Origin of the sequence: Stenotrophomonas testudinis, from assembly GCF_024499815.1 — a bacterium.
Classification (GTDB): Bacteria; Pseudomonadota; Gammaproteobacteria; order Xanthomonadales; family Xanthomonadaceae; genus Stenotrophomonas.
This window is the reverse complement of sequence record NZ_JAMOKY010000008.1, coordinates 43494-63451: the sequence shown is the minus strand read 5'-3', so window position 1 is coordinate 63451 and position 19958 is coordinate 43494. Positions and strand designations below refer to the sequence as shown.

Here is a 19958-nt window from a genome sequence, read left to right as displayed (position 1 = left end):
GCCGGGCCATGCCCGGCGAGCGCGCAGCGCTGCTGCTCTAATCCTCGCCGGCGCTCTCGGCGAAGCTGTCTTCGCCGTCATCCCCGGTGTCGAAGCGCTGCTCATGCACCGGGCCCGATGCCGGGCCGGCCGCCTTCAGCGGGTGCGCGACGATGCGTGCCTCGTAATCCTGCACCAGCGCTTCGCGCTGGGCTTCGCCCAGCTCCTGCCAATGGCAGTCCAGCAGCGCGCCTTCCAGCGAATAAAGCAGGTTCAGGCTCGGCTTGAAGCCGGCGCGCTTGACCTTGACGAAGGCCCCGACCGCGCCGAGCGCGGCCAGGTCCTCGCGGCTGCGCAGGCCGACCTGGCGCAGCCACGCCGCGCTCTTCGGGCCGATGTTGCGCAGCTTCGGTGCGCTCATCCCAGAGCCTCGACGAACACGCGGGCGATGGCTTCCAGACCGGCCTGGTCCTCGGCATCGAAGCGGCCCACCTTCGGGCTGTCGATGTCGAACACGCCGATCAGCTCACCACCGCGCAGCAGCGGCACCACCAGTTCCGAGCGCGAGGCCGAATCGCAGGCGATGTGGCCGGGGAAGGCATCGACATCGTCCACGCGCTGGGTGACGCGCTGGCTGGCGGCGGCACCGCACACGCCCTTGTCCAGCGGGATGCGCACGCAGGCCGGCAGGCCCTGGAACGGGCCGACTACCAGCTCCTTGCCGTCGTACAGGTAGAAGCCCACCCAGTTCAGGTCGGGCAGGGCGTGGTAGACCAGTGCGGAGAGGTTGGCCGCATTGGCGATGCGGTCGGACTCGGCGTAGACCAGGCCGCGGGCCTGTTCCAGCAGCTGGGCGTATTGTTCCGGCTTGCTGCCGGTGAGCGAGGCATTGGCGAACATGCCTGCAGTCTAGCAAGCGTACGGGAGCAGCGATAATGCACGCTCTGTTGCATGCCTGGAGCCGTTGATGCCCCTGCCCACCCTGATGCCGCCTGCCGTGTTCGTCACCGGGACCGATACCGGGATCGGCAAGACCGCCAGCAGCACCGCGCTGCTGCTGGCGCTGCGCCGGCGCGGGCTGCGCGCGGTGGGCATGAAGCCGGTGGCCAGTGGCAGCCAGGACCTCGGCCAGGGCCTGCGCAACGAGGATGCCCTGGCGTTGCAGGCGGCCAGCTGGCCGGTGCCGGACTACGACGACCTGAACCCCTATGCGCTGCGGCAGCCGCTGGCGCCGGAGCTGGCCGCCGCCGAGGACGGCGTGCAGGTGCAGCTGGCGCCGATCGTGGCCGCGTTCGAGCGGCTGCGTGCGCAGGCCGACGTGGTGGTGGTGGAGGGCGTGGGCGGCTGGCTGGCACCAGTGTCGGCCACGCTGGACCAGCTGGATCTGGTGCGCGCACTGCGCCTGCCGGTGCTGCTGGTGGTGGGCATGCGCCTGGGCTGCGTGAACCATGCACGGCTGACCGCGCAGTCGCTGCAGGCCAGCGGCGTGGAGTGCCTGGGCTGGATCGGCAACCACATCGACCCCACCATGCAGCGCCAGGACGAGAACATCGCCACGCTGCAGCAGCGCCTGCCGATGCCGTGCTGGGGGAGGTTGCCGTACCTGCCGGGCGCAGATGGTGAGCGACTCGCAGCGCACCTGTGCGATTGATCTGCTTCCTGTAGAGCCGAGCCCATGCTCGGCTCAGCACCGGATCCGGGTGAAACGCAGCCGAGCGCAGGCTCGGCTCTACAGGGCAGAGCGTGCTGCCAGTTCCCGCGCGATCGCACCCAGTCGTTCCACCGCACTGATGAAGCGCGCATCCAGCGCCTGGCAGCACGACAGCCGCAGGCAATGCCGGTAGCGCGCACCGCGCGAATACACCTGGCCGGGCATGAACACGATGTCCTCCGCCAGCGCCCGCTCGAACAGTTCGCGGGTATCCACGCCCGGCAGCTCCAGCCACAGCAGGAAGCCGCCCTGCGGCTCCGTGGCACGGGTGCCGGCGGGGAAGTGCTCGGCCACCAGCTGGCGCAGGCGCCCGACCTGTTCGCGGTACAGCCGGCGCATGCGGTGCAGGTGATGCTCGTAACTGCCGGCTTCCAGGTAAGCCGCCACCGCATCACCGAGCAGCTGCGGTTCACCGCCGGTCGACTGGAATTTCAGCAGGGCGATGCGCTCGGCGAAACGGCCCCCATCGAGCCAGCCGATGCGGTAATCCGGCGCCAGCGTCTTGGAGAAACCGCCGACCACCATCACCCAGCCATCGCGATCAAACGCCTTCAGCAGCGGCGCCGGTGGCTCGCAGAACTGCAGCTCGGCGTACACCGCATCCTCGATAAGCGGCAGCTGGCGTGCGTTGACCAGCTCGGCCAGGCGCTGCTTGGCGGCCGTCGGCATGGTGCAGCCCAGCGGGTTGTGCACGGTGGGCATCACCACCAGCGCGGCCAGCGGCGTGTGCTCCAGCAGCGCTTCCAGCGCATCCACGTCCAGCCCGTGCTGCGGGTGGGTGGGCAGTTCGATGGCCTGCAGGCCGAGGTTGGCCAGCAGCGGGTACAGGTTGAAATAGGAGGGGGCTTCGATGCCGACTGCCGCGCCCGGTTCGGTCACCGCGCGCAGGGCCAGCTGCAGCGCTTCCATCGCACCGTGGGTCAGCAGGAGGCGGTCGGCATGGGTGTGCAGGCCCATCCGCGGGCCACGCCGTACGATCTGCGCCAGCAGGCGCGGCGAGCCGTTCGGGCGCGCATAGGTTTCCACCGTCTGCTGGCCGTGGCGCAGCACCTGTGCGGTGTGCCGGGCCAGGTGCGCGCCGGGATAGAACTGCCGTCCACGTGGCCCGGCGAAGGCGAGATCGATCACCCCGGGGCGTCGCTGTGCCTCGAGCACGCGCGCCATCAAGGCCTGCTGCAGCGGTGCGGTGGGCGCCGACGGTGCATCGCGCAGCGAACGCTGCGGCACCGACAGGCGCGGCGCCACCTCGAACCCCGCCTTCGGCCGCGGCACGACCAGGCCAGCATCTTCCAGCTGCCGGTAGGCCGCGATGACGGTGTTCAGGCTGAGCTGACGCTGCGCGGCCATCTGCCGCAGTGAGGGCAGGCGGCTGCCGACTGGCAGGCGACCGCCGTGGATGGCCTCGGCCAGTTCATTGGACAGGCGCTGGTAGCGCGGCGGGGCCGGGGTGGTGCGCGGATCTGTATCCATTGTTCTGGCCTGCATCTGGAGCTGTACCCATGATGCCGCCGAGCCTAGCATGGTGCTGTCGGTGGGGCCTGATCGGGGCCTGGCCGATCCATTTCAAGCGCACGGCCGCAGGGCGGTGCGTCTTTTTTTTGTAGAGTCGAGCCATGCTCGGCTGGGGCTTTGCCAGGATCCAGAAGTCGAGCATGGCTCGACTCTACAAAAGCGCGTCAGCGCATCGGCACCAGCGACGCCTGGCGCCGGTACAGCGCAGGGAACTGCTTGCCCAGCGCGGCCAGCTTCGGTGCGTCGTAGTAGCGGATGTAGGCCGCCTGCGGGTAGTTGTTCATGTAGTTCTGGTGATAGCTCTCGGCCGGGTAGAAACGCTGGCCGCTGGCCACCTGGGTCACGATCGGGCCGCGGTAGCTGCCAGCCTTGCCCAGCTGGTCGATGTAGGCGCGGCTGGCAGCCAGCTGCCTGGCGTCATCGCTGAAGATCGCCGAGCGGTACTGGCTGCCGTGGTCGGGGCCCTGGTAGTTCAGCTGGGTGGGATCGTGCGCCACCGAGAAGAACACCTGCAGCAGCTGCCCATAGCTGACCTGACGCGGATCGTAGTCGACCTTCACCGCTTCGGCGTGGCCGGTGCGGCCGCTGCTGACGCGCTCGTAGCGTGCATCGGCGGCACTGCCTCCGGCATAGCCGGCCACCGCATTGCTCACCCCTTTCACGTGCTGGAACACGCCCTGCACGCCCCAGAAACAGCCACCGGCAAACACCACGCTGGCCTGGGTGGCGCCATCGGTGAAGGCGGCATCGCCGGCGGGTGCCGGCAGTGCCTGTACCTGCGCGCTGGTGGTAGCCGGCGCGGCCATCGCGCCGCGATCCACCAGCAGCACGCCGGCCACCAGTGCCGTGGCGATCAACCCGGCCACACCCACTGCAATGCCCTGTTCGAAGGAGAATTTCATCGTGCCCTCCTGCTCTCAACCAAAGGTGAAGGCATAGGCCTGCACGCCCGCATCGAGGAATTCGATCTCGAAGCGGTGCGGGCCGACCGTGCCGCGCTGGCGCACCAGCTGGTACAGACGGTTCTCGGTGACCACGCCGCTGCCATCGGCGCCAACATCGCTGCCGGCATCGGCGGCAGGCAGCGGCTTGCCGTCCAGCCACACGCGGAAGCGCACCGGCGTGCCGTCCTGCGTCGGTGCCAGCACCAGGTGCAGGTCGCGGGCATGGAACTGGAAGGCGATGCGTCCGCTGGCCTGCTGCAGCTGCGCGGCTTCATCGGTGACGGTCCAGCGGCCGGACAGGCCCCACTGGTTCAGCGCGAGGCTGGCCGGCAGCGTGTAGTCGAAGGCCGCATCGGTGCGTTGCCCGCCGGGCGAGGCGAAGTGCTCGGCACGCGCGTGGCCCAGGTAGGTTTCCGGCGAGCGCAGGTTGCCCATGTCGGCCTGCGTGGCCACGCCCTGCAGGTCGGCCGCGGCCGGGTCGGCCGGCGGCGGCAGATCGGTCTGGCCGGCCTCGGTCAGCAGGCGGCGGATCACCTGTTCCGAATGCGCGTAGTTGCCTTCACCGAACTGGTGGGCGCGGATGTTGCCCTGCGCATCAACGAAGTACTGCGCCGGCCAGTACTGGTTGTTGAACGCGCGCCAGATCGAATACTGGTTGTCCAGCGCCACCGGGTATTCCACCTTCAGCTGCTGCACGGCCTTCATCACGTTGCGCGGGTCGCGTTCGAAGGCGAACTCGGGCGTGTGCACGCCGACCACCACCAGGCCATGGTCGCGATAGCGGCGCTCCCACTCGTGCACGAAGGGCATCGCGCGCAGGCAGTTGATGCAGGAATAGGTCCAGAAATCGACCAGCACGACCTTGCCGCGCAGCTGTTCGGCCTTGAGCGGCGGGCTGTTGAGCCAGCCGGTGGCGCCATCCAGCGCGGGCAGGGTGCCTTCCACCGGCAGCGGCGCATCGGCACCGGCAGTGGCGCCGGCCATCATCATCATCGGCGGCGCCGCCGGCTGCGCACCGGGCACCGCGTCCAGCAGGCCCTGTTCGATGCGCGCGGTGCTGACCGTGGACAGGCGGGTCAGCAGGCCGGTATCCCAGCCCAGGCCGATGGCCACCACCGCCAGCAGCGCGGCAACGCCCAGCACCCTGCGCAGCACGTCGCCCAGGCCCAGCCGCGCCTGCAGAGCGTTGAACACGCGGCCGCCGATCCACACCGCCAGCGCGAGCGCGGTGGCTGCACCCAGTGCGTAGGCCAGCAGCAATGCGCTGGTGCCGACGCTGGCGCCATGCAGGGCAGCGCCGGTCAGCACCAAGCCGAGAATCGGGCCGGCGCACGGCGCCCACAGCAGGCCGGTGGCGATGCCGATCAGCAGCGAGGTCCCGGCACCGCCCCGGCCGGCATCATCGGCAGCGTCGGCGCGTGCACTCAGCCGCGCACCCACGCGCTGGAACGGTGCCAGCAGATGGTCAGCCAGGCGCGGCCAGAGCAGCGCCAGGGCGAACACCGCCATCAGCACCAGGGCCACCCAGCGACCGATCTGGTTGGCCTGCGCCACCCATTGGCTGCCCACGGCGGCCAGGCTGGCGACCGCGGCGAAGGTCAACGCCATACCCAGCAGCAGCGGCAGCGTGCTGCGCACGAAGGAGCGGTTGGCCCGCGCGAACACGAAGGGCAGCACCGGCAGGATGCACGGGCTGAGCAGGGTCAGTACGCCGCCCAGGTAGGCCAGCAGCAACAGCAGCATCATCAGGCTCCAGAAGTGGGGGAAGAACCGAGCGGCACGCGCCAGCCGCCATTGCTGTCCTGCTGTGCCGCGCCGGGCTGGAACAGCAGGGCGGCACCGTTCATGCAGTAGCGCAGGCCGGTGGGGCGCGGGCCATCGTTGAAGACATGGCCGAGGTGGCCACCGCAGCGGCTGCAGTGCGCTTCCACCCGCAACATGCCGAAGGTGGTGTCGCGATCCTCGCCGACCGCGCCATGCAGCGGTGCCCAGAAGCTGGGCCAGCCGGTGCCGCTTTCAAACTTGGTGGACGAGGAGAACAGCGGCTGCTGGCAGCCGGCGCAGGTGAACGTGCCCTGCCGGTGTTCGCGGTCCAGCGGGCTGCTGCCAGCGCGTTCGGTGGCCTGCTGGCGCAGCACCGCGTACTGCGCCGGGGTCAGCAGCCGGCGCCATTCGGCGTCGGTGCGCATCAGCGGGAACTGTCGAGCCGGGCGGTTCTCGGCGGCGGCCGTGGCAGCGCGGCTGCACGCGCCCAGGCCGAGCACGCCAGCGGCGGTGGCAAGACCACCCAGGCCCAGCAGGTGGCGGCGGGTGAGGGGCATGGCGGACTCCGGGAAGGGGCGACGGGGCCATGCTGCGCCTGCCCGGGTCAACGAATCCTCACGCAGGATTCAATTTTTCGTGAGGTATCGGTGGCCGTCCCGCGCCACAATGCGGGCAGCCTCCCCACTGGCCCCGAGCTGCCGATGTCCGCCAAACGCGTCCTGATCGTCGAAGACGATGCCCATATCGCCGACCTGCTGCGCATGCACCTGGCTGACGAGGGCTACGACGTCGCCCACGCCGCCACCGGCGATGCCGGCCTGCGCCTGCTGGAGCAGGACGGCCCGTGGGATGCGCTGGTGCTGGACGTGATGCTGCCCGGCGTCGATGGCCTGCAGATCTGCCAGCGTGCCCGGGCGATGGCGCGCTACGTGCCGATCATCATCATCAGCGCACGTGGCAGCGAAACCCAGCGCATCGTCGGCCTGGAACTGGGCGCGGACGATTACCTGGCCAAGCCCTTCTCGATGCCCGAGCTGGTGGCGCGCGTGCGCGCGCTGCTTCGCCGCGCCGAAGCCATGGCGCAGAACGCGCGCATCGATGCCGGTGCGGTCGAGGTCGGTGGCCTGCAGCTGGACCCGGTGGCGCGTACCGCGTCGGTGGATGGCAGCGCACTGGAACTGACCCCGCGTGAGTTCGACCTGCTGCTGTTCTTCGCCCGCCATCGCGACCAGGTGTTCGCACGGATGGAACTGCTCAACCAGGTCTGGGGCTACCAGCACGATGGTTACGAGCACACCGTGAACACCCACATCAACCGCCTGCGCAGCAAGATCGAGCTCGACCCGGCCACGCCGCGGCGCCTGCTGACGGTGTGGGGGCGCGGCTACAAGCTGGTCGACCCTGCGGGGGCGTCGGCATGATCACGCCCAACCTGTGGCAGAAGCTGGCGGCGGTGATCGCCGCGCTGATGCTGATGTGCTGCATGGCCCTGCTGGCCCTGCAGATGCGCGCCAGCACCCGCCACGAACAGGAAGTGGTGCAGCGGCTGTCGCTGGGCCTGGCCGAACACATTGCCCAGCGCAGCGAACTGATGGACACCAGCGGCATGCGCGATACCGCGGTGCGCGCGCTGTTCGGCCAGCTGATGGCGGTCAATCCCAGCGTGGAGGTGTACCTGCTGGACGACCAGGGCCGCATCCTCGGCCACGATGCACCCAGCGGCCACCTGCTGCGCAACCACGTCGACCTTGCGCCGCTGCGTCGCCTGCTGGCCGGTGCGCCGCTGCCGATCCTCGGCGACGACCCGCGCAGTACCGGCGGCCGCAAGGTGTTCAGCGTGGCCCCGCTGGTGGTGCAGGGGCGCCAGGCCGGTTACGTGTATGTGGTGCTTGTGGGCGAACACCGGCAGATGCTGGCCGACGACCTCGCCGCCAGCAACCAGTGGAACACCACGCTGTGGTCGGTGCTGCTGGTGGGCGGGCTGGGCCTGCTGGCCGGGCTGGTGGCGTTCTACTGGGTCACTCGGCCGCTGCGTCGGCTGACCCGGCGCATCCAGGCCTTCGACATCGATGCGCCTACGCCGTTGCCGGCGCCGGTGCCACTGCGCAGCGTCGAGCGTGACGAACTGAAGATCCTCGAACATGCCCACGCGCAGATGGCGCAGCGGCTGGGCGAACAGTGGCAGCAGCTGCGCCAGCAGGATCTGCAGCGCCGCGAACTGGTGGCCAACATCTCGCACGACCTGCGTACGCCGCTGTCGTCGCTGCATGGCTACCTGGAAACGATGGCGCTGAAGGAAGCCACGCTGTCGCCGGAAGAACGCCGTCGCTATCTCGGCATCGCTCTGGCGCAGAGCGCCAAGGTCGGCCGCCTGGCGCGCGCGCTGTTCGAACTGGCGCGGCTGGAACATGGCGAAGTGCGACTGGAGTGGGAGGTGTTCGCGCTGCCGGAGCTGCTGCAGGACGTGCTGCAGAAATTCGAACTGGCCGCACAGGCGCGTGGCCAGCACCTGCATGCGGATTTCCCGCCGGGCCTGCCGCTGGTGCGTGCGGACCTCGGCCTGGTCGAGCGGGTGCTGACCAACCTGCTCGACAACGCGCTGCGGCATGCGCCCGAAGGCGGCGAGGTGCGGGTGCAGCTGCGCGCCATCGAAGGCAGCGTGGAAGTGAGCGTGGCCGACGATGGCCCGGGCGTGGCCCCGGCGCTGCGTGCGCAGCTGTTCCAGGCACCGGCGGCACTGGGTGCGCGGCGTGGCGAGAATGGTGGGCTGGGCCTGCTCATCGTGCAGCGCATCGTGCAGCTGCACGGTCGTCGTATCGAACTGCGCGAAAGCGCGACCGGCGCGCTGTTCGTGTTTGCGTTGCCGCGCGCGGAGAACGCGGGGCCCTGACTGCGCCGCTGCGCTCGCCGGGCATGGCCCGGCGCTACCGGTGTGCGGGGCCCCCCGGCCGCCCGTGACGCGTGCGTTTCACCGGAATCACAGGCAAAAAAAGACCCGGCAGAGGGAGGGATCTGCCGGGTCCGGATTGCATGGGGGGAGGGACCCATGCAATGAGCGTGGGCGTGACGTCAGTGGCTGTTGCCCGTGGCGTCCGCCGTTGTATCTGTCTGGCCCTGCACCAGGTCGGACCAGGCGCGACCGGCCTGCAGGCCAAGATCGACCACGTCCTGCTGGGCCTGGCCCAGCCGCTGCAGGTTGTCCTGCCACAGCTGTGCGCCCTTGGGCAGCAACCCGGCCGGATCCTCGCTGCGGGCCAGTTCGCCCAGCCAGCCGCCGGTTGCGGTCAGGTTGCGTTCCATCGCCTTCAGCTGCACTCCGAACATGCTCTCCGCGTTTTCCAGCGCCAATCGGTTTGCACGCGTTGCCGCGGCCGCCAGCTGGCGGGTGGCATCACTGAAACGATCGGCGAAGGCGTTGGCCATGGCGGCATCGAAAGCGGTTGATGCAATGCAGCATACGCCGATCATGCCGCAATGCAACAAAAAATAGGAAGGCGCTCAAGGCGCCTTCAGAAAACCTTTCGGATCAATGGCTTGATCAGGCGGCCGGGCCGCGGTACCGGCACCCGGAGGTGCAGGTTTCATGCACGGTGATCTCGCTCAGCGCGGGCAGGACCGGCTTCAGCTCCTTCCAGATCCACACCGCCAGATTCTCGCTGGTCGGGTTTTCCAGGCCGGGGATGTCGTTGAGGTAGTGGTGGTCCAAGCGGTCGTAGATCGGCTGGAAGGCGGCTTTGACGTCGCCGAAATCCATGATCCAGCCGGTCTGCGCACCCGGCTCGCCCTCCACCTTCAGTTCCACCCGGAACGAGTGGCCGTGCAGGCGCGCGCATTTGTGGCCCGGCGGCACGTTGGGCAGGCGGTGGGCCGCCTCGAGCATGAAGACTTTGAAGATTTCCATGGCGCGATTGTACGCCGGCCCCACCGCCGCGGCCGTCCCGGTTGTTGGCTTTCCGTAAAGCAATTCTTTCCATCCGGATGAAGAGATGTTAGCTTCTCTTATATCCGTATGAAGAGATGTTATTGGTCGCGCCAGGCCTGGCATGGATTACTGCGGAACTTCCGTCGCCAACTACCACCCCCCCCACATCGTCATGCCCCAGCACACCCTGCTCGTGGCGGCCCTGGCCGTCGCTCTGGCCGCGCCTTTGTCTGCCGCCGCCGAAACCTCCGCCGACGCCAGTGGCGAAGCCAGCACCCTGGCTGCCGTGCGCGTCACCGGTTCCAACATCAAGCGCACCGATACCGAAGCGTCCAACCCGGTGCAGGTGATCGGCCGGCAGCAGCTGGAACAGACCGGCAAGGCCACCGTCGCCGACGTGCTGCGCTCGATCTCGGCCAACACCGGCAACGCCGCCAACGAAACCACCAACAACGGCTGGGCGTCCGGCTCGGCAGGCATCGGTCTGCGCGGTCTCTCGCAGAAGAACACGCTGGTGTTGCTCAACGGCCGCCGCCTGGCCAACTACGGCTTCCCGGCCGGCGGCCTGTCGGACACTTTCGTCGACCTCAACGCGTTGCCGCTGGTCGCCGTCGAGCGCATCGAAGTGCTCAAGGACGGCGCCTCGGCCGTGTACGGTTCCGATGCGGTGGCCGGCGTGGTCAACATCATCACCCGGCAGAACTTCGAAGGCGCCGAACTCGGCGGCAGCTTCGGCGGTGCCGACCAGGGCGGCCTGCACGAGCAGAACCTGAAGTTCGTCGGTGGCCTCGGTGACCTGGATACCGATGGCTACAACATCCTCTTCAGCCTGCAGGGCTACAACCGCGAGCGGCTGGACCAGGACGAGCGCAATCTGACCAAGAGCGGCATCTACAGCGACCAGCCCGGCGGCCGCTGGAACGGCTGGTCGGCCAAGGGCGCGCGCTACCTCATCAACGGCGTGTCGGTGCCGATGCTCGATGCCAACGGCAACTGCCCCACCGGCACCACCCGGGTCGCCAGCGCGCCGATCGACGGTCTGGCCGGTGATACCTGCGGCTTCAACCAGGCGCCGTACACCACCCTGATTCCCTCGACCAAGCGCTACCAGGCGTATGCCAACGGCACGTTCCGCCTTGGTGAGAACGTCGAAGCCTTCGGCGAAGTGCTGTACAGCCAGATCAAGAGCGCCGCCTGGTTCGGCAGCAGCCCGTTCTTCACCCTGGAAAGCGGCCGTTTCGCCCTGAACGCGGAAACCGGCCTGGCCGAACCGGTCTCGTCCAACCTGCCGGCCAGCAGCCCGTACAACCCGTATGGCCGCGCGGTGCCGATCGAATACACCTTCTTCGACCTCGGCGGCACCATCAAGACCAACCGCTCCACCGCCTACCGCGGCGTGGTCGGCCTGCGCGGCAGCACCGCCGCCTGGGATTGGGAAGTGGCCGCGTTCGGTGCCCGCAGCAGCGAGCGCGAGACCGTGTCGGGCGGCTTCGCCAACCGCTGGGCGCTGGCCGATGCGCTGGCCAGCGGCAGTTACAACCTGCTCAACCCGTCGGCCACCCCGCAGTCGGTCATCGATGCCATCAATATCTCCACACTGCGCCCGGCTGAATCGGTGCTGCAGGGCGTGGACGCCAAGATCTCCGGCACCCTGGGCCGCACCTGGGCCGGCGACATCGGCTTCGCCGCCGGTGCCGAATGGCGCCGCGAGAAGCTCGATTCCAACAACCCCTGGCAGATCGACGCCGGCCTGCAGGTGCGCCCGGCCATCGCCGAAGTGCACGGCGAGCGCAAGGTCAGCGCCGCCTATGCCGAAGTGAATGTGCCGCTGGCCACGGGCGTGGAACTGTCCGCCGCCGCGCGTGCCGACCACTATGACGACTTCGGCGACGCGTTCTCGCCCAAGCTCGGCCTGCGCTGGCAGCCGCTGGACTTCCTGCTGGTGCGCGCCTCGGCGTCGAAGGGCTTCCGTGCGCCGTCGCTGTCGGAGAATTCCAACAGCACCAGCATCGCTTACGGCAGCGTGGTCGACCCGCGTGATCCGGACGTACCGGGCTCGCGGCAGAACCCGACCTTCTTCACCGTCGGCAACAGCGAGCTGAAGCCCGAGCGCACCAAGAGCGTGAACTTCGGCGTGGTGCTGTCGCCGTGGGCCAACACCAACCTGAGCGTGGATTACTACCGCATCCAGCTGGACAACCTGGTCGGCACCAACAACACCCAGACCCTGGTCAACGACAACGTCTCCAGTGCCGTGCAGCGCGACGAGCGCGGCAAGCTGCTGGCCGTGTTCAACCGCTACCAGAACCTGAGCGAGTTGAAGACCTCGGGCATCGACGTCGAACTGCGCCAGCGCATCCCGACCGCCGCGCTGGGCGATTTCACCCTGTCCTCGGCCTACACCCACGTGCGTGACTACCGTCGCCCGACCGTGGTCGGTGGTCCGCTGGTGGACTACGCCGGCAGCAACCTCGGCGCCACGCTGCCGAAGAACAAGGCGACCACCACGCTGGACTGGACCTTCCGCGACTTCACCGCAGCCGTCACCTGGTACTACACCAGCGGTTACGACCAGAAGGCCAGCACCGCCGCCGCTGCCGTGCAGGACCGCATCGATGCGTACAACCAGTTTGATCTGTACCTGGCCTATGTCGGCATCGACAAGCTGACCGTGTACGCCAAGGTGCAGAACCTGGCTGACAGGACGCCGCCGTACGACGCCTCGTTCCCGGGCATCCGCGCGCCGTACGACTTCAGCCAGTACGACCTGCGTGGCCGCTACTTCACCCTCGGCTTCGATTACCGCTTCTGATGCCATCGCCACGGCCGGCCACAACCCGTGGCCGGCCGCGTTGCCGCTGTCCTGTTTCCTGGGGAGTCACCGTGTCCTTCCACCGCCGTGCCGTTCTTCGGCTGCTGCTTGCCGCCGCCACCGTCCTGTCCTCGCCACTGCCGGCGCAGGCCCAGAGTGCGTACTTCTTCCCGCAGGCCACCGACGCTGCCGCGTTCGATGCCGCCATTCCCAGCCCCGAGCAGTTCCTTGGCTACCCGATCGGCAGCCGCTACACCCGCCATGACCAGCTGGTGGCCTATTTCCAGGAACTGGCGAAGCACTCGGACAAGATCCGCGTGCAGGAGATCGGCCGCAGCTACGAAGGCCGGCCGCTGCTGATCGCCACCGTCACCGCCGCCGACAACCAGGCGCGCATCGAACAGATCCGCCAGCAGCACGCCACCCTGGTCGACCCGGCGCAGCCGCGCAGCGCGGCCGGTGACAGCCCCGTCGTGGTCTGGCTGGGCTACAGCGTGCATGGCAACGAAACCTCCAGCGGCGAAGCGGCGATGCTGACCGCCTATTACCTGGTGGCCAACCGCAGCGCCGAAACCCAGCAGTGGCTGCAGCAGTCGGTGGTGCTGTTCGACCCGGCGCAGAACCCCGACGGCCGCGACCGCGCCGCGAACTGGCACAACGCCTGGGCCTCGGACCCGGCCTCGTCCGACCCGGCCGACAAGGAACATGTCGAACCGTTTCCGCAGGGCCGCACCAACCACTACTTCACCGATCTCAACCGCGACTGGCTGGCCCTGACCCAGCAGGACTCGCGGCCCAAGCTGGCCGTGTTCCACCAGTGGTACCCGAACGTGCAGATCGACTTCCACGAGATGGGCAAGGACAGCACGTACTACTTTGAGCCCTCGCCGAAGAGCATGCACAGCCCGCTGATTCCGGCGGCGTCCTACGAGTTCAACAAGACCCTGGCCAAGTACCACGCGCAGTCGCTGGATGCGCTGGGCTCGCTGTACTACACCGGCGAGAACTACGACAACTTCTCGCCGGTGTATGGCTCGACCTATCCGGATTTCCACGGCGCGGTCGGTGTCACCGTTGAACAGGCCAGCTCGCGTGGGCGCGTGCAGGAATCGGTGAACGGCCTGCTGACCTTCCCCTTCACCATCCGCAACCAGGTCGCCACCGGCCTGGGCACGGTGCGCGGTGCGGTGACCGAGCGCAGCGGCCTGTTCGATCTGCAGAAGACCTTCTTCCAGAGCGCGCTGAAGCAGGCCGCGCAGCAGCCGGTGAAGAGCTTCGTGTTCGGTGATGCGCACGACCCGGCACTGACCCGGCGGCTGCTGGAGCTGTTGCTGCTGCACCGCATTGACGTGCATGCGCTGGATCGCACGGTGACGGTCGACGGGCAGCGCTTCGAGGCCGGCAGCGCGTACGTCGTGCCGGTGCAGCAGGCGCAGTTCCGCCTGGTCCATTCGATCTTCGCCGAGACGCCGTCGATCAAGGGCGACGTGTTCTACGGCAGCACCAGCTATGCGATTGCACCGGCCTACGGCGTGGCCTTCGCCGGCAGCCGCAGCCGTATCGACGGCGGCGCCCGCGTGGCGGAACTGCCGCCGGTGCAGGGTGCGGTCTCCGGCGGCCAAGCCGGCTTCGCCTACGCCATCGATTGGCGCGACTACAACGCCAGCCGCGCGCTGGCCGCGCTGCAGGCCAAGGGACTGAGCGCACGCGCCGCGTTCAAGCCGTTCAGCAGCGCCACCGCGCAGGGCCAGATCGACTTCGCCGCGGGCAGCCTGGTCATCCCGGTGGCCGGCCAGCCGCTGCAGGGCGCGGCCCTGCTCGAGGCCGTGACCGCCGCCGCACGCGACGCCGGCGTGCAGGTGCATGCCCTGTCCAGCGGCCGCAGCAGTGATGGCATCGATCTCGGCAGCGACGGCGTCAAGGCACTGCGTAAGCCGGCTGTGGCGCTGGTGATGGGCGAGGGTGTGGCCGCCACCGAGATCGGTTCGGCCTGGTTCCTGCTCGACCAGCAGCTGCACCTGCCGGCCAGCAAGCTGGATCCGCAGCAGCTGGGCAAGGTCGCGCTGGACCGCTACACCACCATCGTGCTGTCCGGTGGCACCTACACCGGCATCGACGTCACTGCCGTGGCCGCGCTGAAGCGCTGGGTGCAGGCCGGCGGCTCGCTGGTGACCTACGGCAGCGCGTCGAAGTGGGCGGTGGAACAGAAGCTGGCTGAGGGCGAATCGCTGGGCAAGGACGAGGAAGCGGGGGACGCCGACCGCCGCGCGTTCGGCGACCAGCGTGACATCGCCGCGATTGAGCGGGTGAGCGGCAACATCCTCAGCGCCGACGTCGATACCACCCATCCGCTGGCGTTCGGCGTGCCGCGCCGGCAGCTCGCAATCAACAAGGAAAACACGGTGACGCTGCAGCCGAGTGCGAACCCGTTCTCGACGGTGGTGCGCATCGACGCGCCGCCGCGGGTGAATGGTTACCTGTCCGAGCGCAACCGTGCGCGGGTGGCGGGGAGTGCGTGGCTGCTGGTGTCGGCGCAGGGTCAGGGCAACGTGGTGTTGTTTGCCGATGATCCGGCGCATCGCAAGTACTGGCACGGTACTGATCGCCTGCTGATCAATGCGATTTTCTTCGGGAATCTGGTGAATCCGGCGAAAGCGCGGGGTTGAGGCGTTTGGCGCCCTGACTGATGCGTGTGGGGGCGGCCGGGCGGGCTGCGCAGGACACGCCGTAAACCCGTCCTTGGGGGCTCGATGGCGCCTTGCTCGTGCGCGCTTTCCTGCGCCCACGGCAAGACCGGGGTTGGGCGTCCTGCCCAACCCGCCCGAGGCATGCCTCGAGCCCATGGCGCCAACGGTCCTGCGCAGCCCGCCCGGCCGCCCCTCGACGGTTTGCTGCGGGCGCGGACGCATCAAACCCAAGGCGGGGGCAAGGGCAAAAACAAAAGCAACAGCAACAGCGGAAGCAGCGGCTTCGGCTTCTGCTCTTGAACTTGAATTTGATCGTTCTTCCTCCGGCTACCCCGCGGGAAAAGGAAGGCGCTGGAAATGTCTGAAGCGCTGGGGAGCGGGGGCGGCGCAAAACCGCAGGCGCCATGGATGGCGCCTACGAGCTTACATGGATGTATTTACAGCGTGTTTTGCGCCGCCCCCGCTCCCCAACGCCCACGCAAAACCTACCGCAGGCTCTCAAACCACCCAGGTAGCCAGCACAAAAAAAGGACGGCGCCTCAGCGCCGTCCCTCGATAGCCCCCCGCGCAGCGGGAAGCGCAACAACCGTCAGCTGCGATCAGCCAGCGCGACCGCCGACGTTGCCGCCCTGGCCGCGGCCACGGCCGCCACCACCATTGCCGCCACCGCCACGACGCTGGCCCTGACCCGCGCCCGCACCGGCACGCTGCTGGCCATTGCCACCGCCCTCGCGACGGCCGCCGCCGGCCTTCTTCGGGCCCGCATGCGCATGGCGCGTCGCATCACCGTGCGGACGACGCGCGTGGCTCTTGCGCGGTGCGCGTTCGCCGGTATCGTGCTCGGCCTTGCCCGGTGCGCTGTTGCCCCAGCGGATCGGCGTCTGCAGCTCGAAGCCCGGCACGTCGCGGATGTCCATGTCGCGGCCCAGCAGGCGGGTGATCGCGCGCAGCAGCTTCACTTCGTCCTGCGCCACCAGCGAAATCGCCTGGCCGGTCGCACCGTTGCGGCCGGTACGGCCGATGCGGTGCACGTAATCCTCGGCCACCATCGGCAGGTCGAAGTTGATCACCTTCGGCAGCTCGTTGATGTCGATGCCGCGTGCGGCGATGTCGGTGGCCACCAGCACGGTCACGCGACCAGCCTTGAAGTCACCCAGTGCACGCAGGCGCTGGCCCTGGCTCTTGTTGCCGTGGATCGCCGCGGTCTTGATGCCGGACTTTTCCAGGAACGAGGCCAGCTTGTCGCTGCCGTGCTTGGTGCGGGCGAAGACCAGGGTCTGCTCGCGGCTGTCCTGCGCCAGCAGGTGCAGCAGCAGGTCGCGCTTGCGGCTGCCATCGACCGGGTGCACGCGGTGGGTGATGGTCTCGGCCACGGTGTTCTTCGGCGTCACCTGGATCTGTTCCGGGTTGCGCATGAACTCCAGCGCCAGCTGGCGGATGTTGTCCTCGAAGGTAGCCGAGAACAGCAGGGTCTGGCGGTTCTGCTTCGGCAGCTTGGCGAGGATGCGCTTGATCGACGGCAGGAAGCCCATGTCGAGCATGCGGTCGGCTTCGTCCAGGATCAGCACTTCGATGCCGGACAGGTCGACGCTGCGACGCTCCAGGTGGTCGATCAGGCGGCCCGGGCAGGCGACCAGCAGGTCGACGCCGCGGCGCAGGATGTCCAGCTGGTTGCCCATGCCGACGCCGCCGTAGATGCAGGCGCTGGGAATGCGCAGGTACTTGCTGTAGCCGCGCAGGCTGTCATGCACCTGGGTGGCCAGTTCGCGGGTCGGGGCCAGGATCAGCGCACGCGGCTTGCGCGGGCCACTGCGCACTTCCTGCGAGGCCGTGCCCAGGTGCTGCAGCAGCGGCAGGCCGAAGGCGGCGGTCTTGCCGGTACCGGTCTGTGCACCGGCCAGCAGATCGCGACCGGCAAGCGCCAGCGGGATCGCCTGCTGCTGGATCGGGGTCGGGTTTTCGTAGCCCTGCTCGGCGAGCGCGCGCAGCAGGAAAGGCGCAAGGCCCAGGGATTCAAAAGACATTGAGATTGCTCCAAGTACAAGAAACGCCTGTCCGAACGGACAGACGGGGGCAGATCAAACTGATCGGCTGACTCGGAGCGTTCCCGTGAACCGCGCTGCGAGAATTGGGTGCAGCCGGCACGGAGCGCAGGCTGGAATGCGTGACGAACGGCGTCGGAGTGGGGGCGGGCGAAGTGGGCGGACCCAGGTCGCCGGCGATCCCGGAGGGAAACGGACGGCCGCTGCAGACCCCGCAAGTGTAAACGATCTTCAAGACTCCACGCAAAAACCCCTGTTCAGGTAGGGGGGTATCTGCAGGGCTTGCAGCCCTGCACCCGCTGCAATCAACGTCAACGTCAAAAGCTGGGTATCTGAGGGTTGGCGGGGTGGGTCCGGTTGAGGGGACGCCGTAAACCCATCCATGGGGGCTTGGTCGCGGCATCCATGCCGCTCACATCCCCTCAACCGGACCCACCTCGCCTTCGACAGGTTCCTGCGATCTGTCGGAACGTCCTGCTGCTGACGGTCGGCACCCACCAACAGCCGCGGGAAACTGTCGGGGGTGGGGCGGTGGGCTTGCAGGACCGCAGGCGCCATGGATGGCGCCTACGAGCCCCCATGGGTGAGGGCGCTTTGCTTGCGAAGCACTGCTTCGCAAACGCCCGAACGCACAGCCGCCAGCGGCTGGGCCGGACCCCGGAGGGGGGTTTACGGCGTGTCCTGCAAGCCCACACCGCCCCGCCCAACCAGCAAAAAACCAGAGCCGCTATGGCTTTTGACGTAGACGTGGCTTGAAGCAGGTGCAGGGCTGCAAGCCCTGCCGAACCCCCACTAGGGTAGGGTGGGTCGATGCCGCGCTGCAGCTTGGCTACACCGCGCATTTGATTACACTTGAAACTTGTTTGCCCACGACTCCGGACACCCACCCATGAAGCTTGGTTCTTTGAAGGAAGGCGGCCGCGACGGCACCCTGATCGTCGTCTCGCGTGACCTGCGCCACGGCGTGCGCGCCACCGGCATTGCCGCCACCCTGCAGCAGGCCCTGGAGGACTGGAGCCACATCGCCCCGCGCCTGAACGCCCTGTACGAATCGCTGAACGCCGGCGACGCCGATGGCGTCTTCGACCTCGACCCGCAGGCGCTGGCCGCGCCGATGCCGCGCGCCTACGAATTCGTTGATGGCAGCGCCTACCTGCCGCACGTCGAGCGGGTGCGCCGCGCCCGTGGCGCCGAGGTGCCGGAAAGCTTCTACACCGATCCGCTGATGTACCAGGCCACCAGCGCCGGCTTCCATGGCCCGCGCGATGCGGTCAAGGTGGTCAGCGAGGAGTACGGCATCGACCTGGAAGCCGAGATCGTGGTCATCACCGACGACGTGCCGATGGCCGCCACCCCGGAACAGGCCGCTGGCCACATCCAGCTGGTCGGCCTGGTCAACGACGTCTCGCTGCGCAACCTGATCCCCGGCGAACTGGCCAAGGGCTTCGGTTTCCTGCAGTCCAAGCCGCGCTCGGCCTTGTCGCCGGTGTTCGTCACCCCCGATGAGCTGGGCACCGCCTGGGAGGACAGCAAGGTGCACCTGCCGCTGCTGACTCACATCAATGGCCAGTGGTTCGGTGCGCCGGAAGCCGGCGTGGACATGCAGTTCAACTTCGCCCAGCTGGTCGCGCATGCGGCCAAGACCCGTCCGCTGGGCGCCGGCACCATCGTCGGCTCGGGCACCATCGCCAACGAGGACACCAGCAAGGGCGCCTCCTGCTTCGCCGAGCAGCGCGTGGTGGAAACCCTGCGCGACGGCAAGCCGAGCACGCCGTTCATGTCCTTCGGTGACGTGGTGCGCATCGAGATGCTCGACGCCGCCGGCAACAGCATCTTCGGTGCGATCGAACAGCGCATCGAGCAGGCGGCCAGGCCCTGAGCATGGAGGCGGCGATGGACATCCTGGTTGACGACGGCCTCGTGCTGTACACCTACTGGCGATCCAGCGCCGCCTACCGCGTGCGCATCGGTCTGTTCCTGAAGGGCCTGGCCTGGGAGGGCCGGCCGGTGCACCTGGTGCGTGACGGTGGCGAGCAGCATGCCGACGCCTATGCCGCGCTCAACCCGCAGCAGCTGGTGCCGGCGCTGCTGCATGAGGGACACACGTTCACCCAGTCGCTGGCGATCCTCGAGTACCTCGACGAGCGCTTCCCGCAGGTGCCGCTGCTGCCGGCCGATGCGGTCGGCCGCGCGCGGGTGCGGGCACTGGCCCAGCTGGTGGCCTGCGACATCCATCCGATCAACAACCTGCGGGTGATGCAGTACCTCGAACGCAGCCTGCAAGCACCGGCCGACGCGCGCACGCAGTGGACCCTGCACTGGATGGCCGACGGCTTCGCGGCGATGGAAGCGATGCTCGCGGGCAGTGCGGATACCGGCGTGTTCTGCCACGGCGACCGCCCCGGCCTGGCCGACATCTGCCTGCTGCCGCAGCTGTACAACGCGCACCGCTTCGGCCTGGACCTGGCGCCATACCCGACCCTGCGCCGCATCGAAGCGGCCTGCCAGGCGCTGGACGCCTTCGACCGCGCGCGCCCGGAAAACCAGCCCGACGCCGCCTGACACGCCGCTTCGCTCGCCGGGCA

Annotated in this window: 16 protein-coding genes; 7 read left to right on the top strand and 9 right to left on the bottom strand. The window is 68.4% G+C overall.

Features of this window, described 5'->3' with window-relative positions:
• Positions 1–37: 37 nt before the first annotated feature.
• The gene (locus NQ204_RS07235; RefSeq protein ID WP_116863755.1) at positions 38–400 is read right to left on the bottom strand and encodes a TfoX/Sxy family protein; all 363 of its coding nucleotides are present in this window, start codon (positions 398–400) and stop codon (positions 38–40) included.
• Positions 397–879, bottom strand: a complete 483-nt coding sequence (locus NQ204_RS07230; RefSeq protein WP_116863756.1) for a GAF domain-containing protein — start codon at positions 877–879, stop codon at positions 397–399. Before NQ204_RS07230 ends, NQ204_RS07235 begins: the two co-directional genes overlap by 4 nt.
• Before the next feature lie 67 nt (positions 880–946).
• On the opposite strand from NQ204_RS07230, the gene bioD reads away from it, so the two are divergent.
• Entirely contained in the window at positions 947–1630 is a 684-nt protein-coding gene (bioD, locus tag NQ204_RS07225) for a dethiobiotin synthase (RefSeq protein WP_116863757.1), read from the top strand.
• A gap of 78 nt (positions 1631–1708) precedes the next feature.
• Here the strand turns inward: bioD and NQ204_RS07220 are convergent, their stop codons facing one another.
• From NQ204_RS07220 to msrB, 4 genes are all read right to left on the bottom strand, one after another.
• Positions 1709–3160, bottom strand: a complete 1452-nt coding sequence (locus NQ204_RS07220; RefSeq protein WP_116863758.1) for an aminotransferase-like domain-containing protein — start codon at positions 3158–3160, stop codon at positions 1709–1711.
• A gap of 206 nt (positions 3161–3366) precedes the next feature.
• Entirely contained in the window at positions 3367–4104 is a 738-nt protein-coding gene (gene msrA / locus NQ204_RS07215) for a peptide-methionine (S)-S-oxide reductase MsrA (RefSeq protein ID WP_116863759.1), read from the bottom strand.
• A 15-nt stretch (positions 4105–4119) separates the two neighbouring features.
• Complete coding sequence (locus NQ204_RS07210; protein ID WP_256643468.1) at positions 4120–5889, bottom strand: cytochrome c biogenesis protein DipZ; 1770 nt, start codon at positions 5887–5889, stop codon at positions 4120–4122.
• A 2-nt stretch (positions 5890–5891) separates the two neighbouring features.
• Positions 5892–6467, bottom strand: a complete 576-nt coding sequence (gene msrB / locus NQ204_RS07205; protein WP_108767625.1) for a peptide-methionine (R)-S-oxide reductase MsrB — start codon at positions 6465–6467, stop codon at positions 5892–5894.
• A 144-nt stretch (positions 6468–6611) separates the two neighbouring features.
• On the opposite strand from msrB, the gene NQ204_RS07200 reads away from it, so the two are divergent.
• Together NQ204_RS07200 and NQ204_RS07195 are read left to right on the top strand one after the other, a co-directional pair.
• A complete protein-coding gene (locus tag NQ204_RS07200; protein ID WP_116863761.1) occupies positions 6612–7331 on the top strand; it encodes a response regulator transcription factor in 720 nt (239 codons plus the stop codon).
• Positions 7328–8800, top strand: a complete 1473-nt coding sequence (locus NQ204_RS07195) for a sensor histidine kinase (RefSeq protein ID WP_116863762.1) — start codon at positions 7328–7330, stop codon at positions 8798–8800. The genes NQ204_RS07200 and NQ204_RS07195 overlap by 4 nt, the downstream gene beginning before the upstream one ends.
• Before the next feature lie 179 nt (positions 8801–8979).
• On the opposite strand, the gene NQ204_RS07190 is transcribed toward NQ204_RS07195, so the two are convergent.
• Entirely contained in the window at positions 8980–9333 is a 354-nt protein-coding gene (locus NQ204_RS07190) for a phasin family protein (RefSeq protein WP_116863764.1), read from the bottom strand.
• A gap of 115 nt (positions 9334–9448) precedes the next feature.
• Positions 9449–9811, bottom strand: coding sequence for a 6-carboxytetrahydropterin synthase QueD (gene queD / locus NQ204_RS07185; protein ID WP_164074836.1), 363 nt, complete (start codon positions 9809–9811; stop codon positions 9449–9451).
• A 193-nt stretch (positions 9812–10004) separates the two neighbouring features.
• Between queD and NQ204_RS07180 the strand changes: the two genes are divergently transcribed.
• Positions 10005–12644 carry a TonB-dependent receptor gene (locus NQ204_RS07180; RefSeq protein ID WP_256643467.1) on the top strand — a complete coding sequence of 880 codons (2640 nt, stop codon included), beginning with the start codon at positions 10005–10007 and terminating at the stop codon, positions 12642–12644.
• Between the two features lie 71 nt (positions 12645–12715).
• Positions 12716–15310: a M14 family zinc carboxypeptidase gene (locus NQ204_RS07175; protein ID WP_256643466.1), complete on the top strand. Its 2595-nt coding sequence runs from the start codon at positions 12716–12718 to the stop codon at positions 15308–15310.
• Between the two features lie 620 nt (positions 15311–15930).
• On the opposite strand, the gene NQ204_RS07170 is transcribed toward NQ204_RS07175, so the two are convergent.
• Positions 15931–17355, bottom strand: a complete 1425-nt coding sequence (locus NQ204_RS07170) for a DEAD/DEAH box helicase (RefSeq protein ID WP_256643465.1) — start codon at positions 17353–17355, stop codon at positions 15931–15933.
• A gap of 907 nt (positions 17356–18262) precedes the next feature.
• Between NQ204_RS07170 and NQ204_RS07165 the strand changes: the two genes are divergently transcribed.
• Positions 18263–19252: a fumarylacetoacetate hydrolase family protein gene (locus tag NQ204_RS07165; protein WP_116863439.1), complete on the top strand. Its 990-nt coding sequence runs from the start codon at positions 18263–18265 to the stop codon at positions 19250–19252.
• A gap of 14 nt (positions 19253–19266) precedes the next feature.
• Positions 19267–19935 carry a maleylacetoacetate isomerase gene (gene maiA / locus NQ204_RS07160; RefSeq protein WP_256643464.1) on the top strand — a complete coding sequence of 223 codons (669 nt, stop codon included), beginning with the start codon at positions 19267–19269 and terminating at the stop codon, positions 19933–19935.
• The last annotated feature ends 23 nt before the right edge of the window (positions 19936–19958 follow it).